Below are 5,616 nucleotides of genomic sequence, written 5' to 3'. Positions count from 1 at the left end.
ACAGCACCGCCTTGTGCGCCGCACCGGCGGGCGCCAGCGCCCGCGCATCTTCCAGGTTGCCCTGATCGGCGCACAGGATCAGGTCAAAGCGATCGAAATCCTCGCGCAGCAGCTGTCGGGCCTTCAATCCGCCGATATCCACGCCATGTCCGCGTGCGCAGGCAATCGCACGCGGATCCGGTGCGCGGCCGATGTGCCAATCGGAGGTTCCGGCCGAATCCAGCTCGACCCTCCCGGTCAACGGGGATTGGGCGATCCGCCGCCGCAGGGCGCCCTCGCCCATCGGTGAACGGCAGATATTTCCCAGGCAAACCACCAGCAGCCTCACCCGCCTGCCCTCATCATCGCCTCGGCCCTCTCCAGATCTTCGGGGGTATCGATACCCGGCGGAAACGGTGCCGGCGACAGCGAGACCGAGATACGGAACCCGGCTTCAAGTGCACGCAGTTGCTCCAGTGATTCGACCTGCTCCAGCACGCCCGGCGGCATCGCCGCGAACTGGCGCAGGAAACCCGCGCGATAGCCGTAGATGCCGATATGGCGGAGCCATTGCCCGGCAGGCAGAACGTCCTTTGACTGCGCAAAGGCATCGCGATGCCACGGGATCGGCGCCCGGCTGAAATACAGGGCGTCACCGTCGGCGGTGCGGACCAGCTTCACCACATTGGGATCGAACAAGGTGGGAGCATCTTCCACCGGCGCAGCCAGGGTGGACATGGGGGCGCCACTTTGCGCCACTGCCTCGGCAACTGCACGGATGCCGGCGGCGGGCGCGAACGGCTCGTCCCCCTGCAGATTCACCACGATCACATCGTCGTGCCAGCCGGCATGGCGCGCGCATTCGGCCAGACGGTCCGTTCCGGAAGCATGCGCGGTATCCGTCATCGCCACACGGATCCCTTCCAGCCCGTCGAGCGCGGTGGCGATACGCGCATCATCCGTGGCGACCCACACCTCGCGCGCACCGGCATCCAGCGCACGTTTGGCGACATGCAACACCATCGGCTCGCCGGCCAGCAGCGCCAGCGGCTTGCCGGGCAGGCGCGTGGAGGCAAAACGCGCCGGTATGGCGACAACGAAATCGGGAATCGAGCCCATATTCACTCCTTGACCGGCAACAGCTGCCTGTATTCCGCCCTGTCCATCCGCTCCCGGATCAGGGAAGTGGAAGGCATCAAATGATCCAGTCTTTCAACCACGCGCCAGCTTGACCAGCCGGTCCAGCAAGGCCACCCAGAAGGCAGCAGGCAGCTCGGCCTGCAACGGCACTACAAAATGCCAGTCATTGGCGAACGCCTGGCACTTCACCGCGTCTTTCTCGGTCATCAGTACCGGCAACTCGCTACCGAATGAGAGGTCTTCGGGCCGATAGCGGTGATGATCGGCGAACGCATGCGGCACCACGCCGATGCCCCGGGCGCGCAGCATCTGGAAGAAGCGCTGTGGATGCGCGATTCCCGCCACGGCATGCACGCGCTGTCCAGCAAAACTGTGCAAGCTGCGCACACGCCCGCCGTTGAGCGGCCGCGCCGAATCGATTCGAAGACGCATGGCCCATTCGCCAAAGCCCGATGCCGGCGCTCCACCTGCCGAATCGCTGGCCTGCCCCAGATTGACCACGCGGAAATCGCAGGCAGCGGCGCGTGCCACAGGCTCACGCAACGGACCGGCCGGCAACAGGCGGCCGTTGCCGTAACGACGCTGCGCATCAACCACTTCGATCTCGATATCGCGCGCCAGACGATAATGCTGCAATCCGTCATCGCAGACGACCACGTCGCACCCGGCGCCCAGCAGGGCCTTGGCGGCGGCGACGCGATCCTTGTCCACGCGTACCGGCACCCCGGTTTTCCATGCGATGAGCAGGGGTTCATCGCCCGCCAGGCCCGGCGGCATCTCCGGAGTGACCCATCGCGCCGTATCGGCCTCATCACGGCCATAGCCGCGACTGGCGACACCCGGTTTCCAGCCGGCTTCGCGCAGGCGCGTGACCAGTTCGATGGTCAATGGCGTCTTGCCCGTACCGCCGGCGGTGATGTTCCCCACCACGATCACCGGTACCGGCACCTGCCGGCTGCGCAGAACCCCCCGGCGATACAACCAGCGACGCAGGCCGGAAACGGCGCCATACAGCGGCGCCAGCACTTTCGCGACCGCCGGCACCTGGCCACCGTCGTACCAGTACGCCGGTGTCTGTGGACCTTGCCGTGCCATCAGCCCTGGCTCTCCCGGAACTGCATACGGTGCAGGTGCTCATACAGGCCGCCGTGCGCCATCAGTTCGGCATGGGTGCCGCGCTCCACAATGCGCCCCTGGTCCATCACCAGCACCTGGTCGGCGTGTTCGATGGTCGAAAGGCGATGGGCGATGACCAGCGTGGTGCGATCAGGCATCAGTTTCTGCAGCGCATCCTGCACCAGACGCTCGGACTCGTTGTCCAGCGCGGCGGTGGCTTCATCCAGGATCAGGATCGGCGCATCCTTGAGCATCGCGCGGGCGATGGCCAGACGCTGGCGCTGGCCGCCGGAAAGCTTGCCGCCCTTCGCCCCAACCTGCTCGTCCACACCCATCGGCATCTGTCCGACGAACTCCCGCGCATTGGCACCGGCAATGGCCCGTTCCAGCTGTTCATCACTACTGGAGGCCAGCTCGCCATACGCCACATTCTCGGCGACGCTGCCGTTGAACAGCGTCACATGCTGTCCGACCAGTGCGATCTGACGACGCAGGTCGGCCAACCTGTAGTCCTGCAGCGGATGCCCGTCGAGCAGGATCTGCCCACTTTCGATCTCGTAGAAACGTGGAATCAACTTGATCAACGTCGACTTGCCGCTGCCGGAACGGCCGACGATGGCCGTCACCGTACCGGGCCTGGCGATGAAGCTTATGTCTTCCAGCGCGGGCTTGGTCTGGCCTTCGTAACGGGCGCTGACATGCCGGAATTCCAGCTCTCCCCGTGCACGCGTCAAAGGCACGCTCCGGTGTCCGTCTCGTCGGCCGCATCCAGCACCGTGAAAAGACGCTGTGCGGAAGCAATGCCACGCTGGGTCATGTTCTGCACATTGGTCAACTGCTTGAGCGCTGGAATGATGGTCAGCATCGCCATCATCAAGGCGACAAAATCTCCCACGGTCAGCCGCCCTGCCGCGGCTTCGTGACCGGCGATAAACAGCAGCGCGGCCAGACCGATGGCACCGATCAGCTGCACCATCCCCGAAGAAATACTGCGCGTCGCCTCCACCTTCATCGCCAGTCGCAGATTGGTGTTGGCAAGGCCGGAATAACGCGCCATCTCACGGGGCTGGGCACCGTAGATCTTCACTTCCTGCTGACTGGACAAGGTCTGGTCGGCCGCCTGCAACAGTTCGGCACTGCTTTCCTGGATCCGGTGGCTGATACGGCGGTAGCGCTTGGCCACCTTGTTCATCACCCATGCCAGCGGCGGGGCCAGCACGAAGATGGCCAGCGTCACCTGCCAGCTGTAATAGAACATCATCGCCAGCGAACCCAGTGCCTGCAGCGACTGCTGCAATACCACCTTCATCGCATCAATGGCGGCCTGCGCGACCTGGTCACTGTCCGAGCCCAATCGCACCAGCATCGATGGAACCGGCTCGGCATCAAAGCGCTGGCCGGGAAGCCGCAGATACTTGCCCAGCACCCGCACCCGCAGGTCCCGCGCAATGCTGCGCGCGGCCTTGCCCATGCCGATGTCGGTCAGGTAACCGGCCACACCCCGCAGCAGAAACAGGCCGATGATCGCCAAGGGCATCCATGGATTGATGTCCTCCGGATTCACCAGGTTGTCGGTGATCGGGCTCATCAACGCCAGAAAGCCCATGCCGGCGGCCGCTTCGATCAGCATGCCCGCCAAGGCCATGAGCAGCAGCACCCGGTAGGGCCTGGCAAAGCCGAGCAGGCGCTTGTAGGTCTGCCATGGGCTGGCCAGTACGCTCATTGCCTGGCTTCCGGTGCAGTGGCGATGGCGATGCGGCGGAAGCCCAACTGGCCCAGTGCGTCCTGCGCGGTGACCACGGCTTGATAAGGTGTGCGGGCGTCGGCGCGCAGCAGCACCGTCTGCTCGCGATCAGCACCGGCCAGTTGACCGATGGTCTGCTTCAACGACTCGATGTCGGTGCGCAGCACTTCCTGGTCATTGATGAAATAACGGCCATCGGCATTGACCAGCACGCTCAGCGAGCGGGGCGGCTCGGGGTTGTTCTGGTCGCTGGCAGTGGGCAACTGCAGCTGCAAGGTGGAGCGCGCATCGAACGTGGTGGTGACCACGAAGAAGATGATCAGCACCAGAATCACATCGATCAGCGGAACCAAATCGATCTGCGGCTCATCCTGCAAGCGGTTGTCACGGATACGCACGGCTCAGGCCTTTTCCATCGCAGCCGGACGCTGGACACCGGTGGCCTTGTTGGCCGCCAGCACCGCCGGACGGCCATCGAGCGAATCCAGCAGGGCACCGGCTTCCTGCTCCATTTCGATCACATAGCCGTCGATGACCCCGCGGAAATAGCGATGGAACATCAACGCCGGAATCGCCACCATCATGCCCGTGGCCGTGCACACCAGCGCCTTGCCGATACCGCCAGCCAGCTGATTCACATCGCCCACACCATGGTCCAGTATCCCCAGGAACATCTGGATCATGCCGACCACGGTACCCAGCAAGCCCAGCAACGGGCCCGCCGAAGCGATGGTGCCCAGCGCATTGAGGAAACGGCCCATGCGGTGAACCAGATGGCGACCGGTGTCTTCGATTCGCTCGCGGATCTGGTCGCGCGGCCGGTTGCGCGCTTCCAATGCCGCCGCCAGCAACGCCCCCAGGGGAGAATTGGCACGCAGGGATTCGATATGCGAGGCATCGAGCTTGCCCCGTGCGGCCCAGTTGCGGACTTCCTGCCCCAACCCCGGCGGCAGCACTTCGTTACGCCGCAGTGTCCAGAAACGCTCCAGGACAATCGCCAAAGCCAGTACGCCCAACAACAGCAGCGGCACCATCGGCCAGCCGCCCGCCTTGACCAGTTCCCACACGTTTCAACCCTCTGGCACTGCGGCCATCTGTTCGATCGGCGATAGGATAGCAGCCGCCCGGGCCCGCTCCGCTGCATCCCATACATGCGAGCGCCAGATCCGGCGTTCACGCACCTGCAGATCCTGACCACCCAGCCAGACGCTGACCGCGCCACTGGTTGCGGTATTCAGCACTTCGGCCCCCGCGTGCTGCCAGCGCCGGACAACGTCCGCGCGCGGATGGCCAAAGCGGTTGCCATGCCCGGTAGAGACCACCACCAGCCGGGGCCGGATGGCGGCGACAAAATCCGGGCGCGAGGATCCGCCACTGCCATGGTGCGGGGCCACCACGACATCGGCCTTCAGCAGCGCCCGGCTGCGCTTCACCAGCCCCTGCTCGATCACCTCGCCGATATCCCCGGTCAGCAGTACCGTGCCATGGGGTGATGCCACACGCAGCACACAGCTGGACTCGTTCCCCAGATAGGGAAACCCCGGTGTGGGATGCAGGAACTGGAATTCCACGCCATCCCACCGCCAGCGCTGCCCGGCCACGCAGGGAGTGGCCGCCGCCAGGCTCAGGCCCGGCGG

6 protein-coding genes and 1 pseudogene are annotated in these 5,616 nt (G+C 64.9%); all 7 read right to left on the bottom strand.

All coding sequences use genetic code 11. The annotated features are described in order from the left end of the window. Positions 1-328 (bottom strand): low molecular weight protein-tyrosine-phosphatase (locus JCM9942_RS10040; protein ID WP_172675093.1); only part of this gene is annotated, 328 nt, incomplete at its 3' end. Continuing rightward, the gene (gene kdsB / locus JCM9942_RS10035; RefSeq protein ID WP_054659415.1) at positions 325-1,089 is read right to left on the bottom strand and encodes a 3-deoxy-manno-octulosonate cytidylyltransferase; all 765 of its coding nucleotides are present in this window, start codon (positions 1,087-1,089) and stop codon (positions 325-327) included. The genes JCM9942_RS10040 and kdsB, both read right to left, overlap by 4 nt. A gap of 102 nt (positions 1,090-1,191) precedes the next feature. Beyond that, positions 1,192-2,214, bottom strand: a complete 1,023-nt coding sequence (gene lpxK / locus JCM9942_RS10030; protein WP_054659413.1) for a tetraacyldisaccharide 4'-kinase — start codon at positions 2,212-2,214, stop codon at positions 1,192-1,194. Then, positions 2,214-3,958: pseudogene (gene msbA / locus JCM9942_RS10025) on the bottom strand (lipid A export permease/ATP-binding protein MsbA). The gene lpxK and the pseudogene msbA overlap by 1 nt, the downstream one beginning before the upstream one ends. After that, positions 3,955-4,377 carry an ExbD/TolR family protein gene (locus JCM9942_RS10020; RefSeq protein ID WP_054659411.1) on the bottom strand — a complete coding sequence of 141 codons (423 nt, stop codon included), beginning with the start codon at positions 4,375-4,377 and terminating at the stop codon, positions 3,955-3,957. The pseudogene msbA and the gene JCM9942_RS10020 overlap by 4 nt, the downstream one beginning before the upstream one ends. A 3-nt stretch (positions 4,378-4,380) precedes the next feature. After that, a complete protein-coding gene (locus tag JCM9942_RS10015; protein ID WP_054659409.1) occupies positions 4,381-5,046 on the bottom strand; it encodes a MotA/TolQ/ExbB proton channel family protein in 666 nt (221 codons plus the stop codon). Positions 5,047-5,049: 3 nt separating this feature from the next. Further along, on the bottom strand, positions 5,050-5,616 hold a 567-nt coding region (locus tag JCM9942_RS10010), incomplete at its 5' end, for a ComEC/Rec2 family competence protein (RefSeq protein WP_343123489.1).

The sequence above is a fragment of the Stenotrophomonas pictorum JCM 9942 genome (assembly GCF_001310775.1).
In the GTDB taxonomy this organism is placed as follows: domain Bacteria; phylum Pseudomonadota; class Gammaproteobacteria; order Xanthomonadales; family Xanthomonadaceae; genus Stenotrophomonas; species Stenotrophomonas pictorum.
Note: the sequence above shows the minus strand (reverse complement) of the source record. Positions and strands in the feature narration are given on the sequence as shown.

Coding starts and splice junctions, on each gene's coding strand:
- lpxK (WP_054659413.1), bottom strand. CDS start 2,214: ATGGCACGGCAAGGTCCACAGACACCGGCGTACTGGTACGACGGTGGC.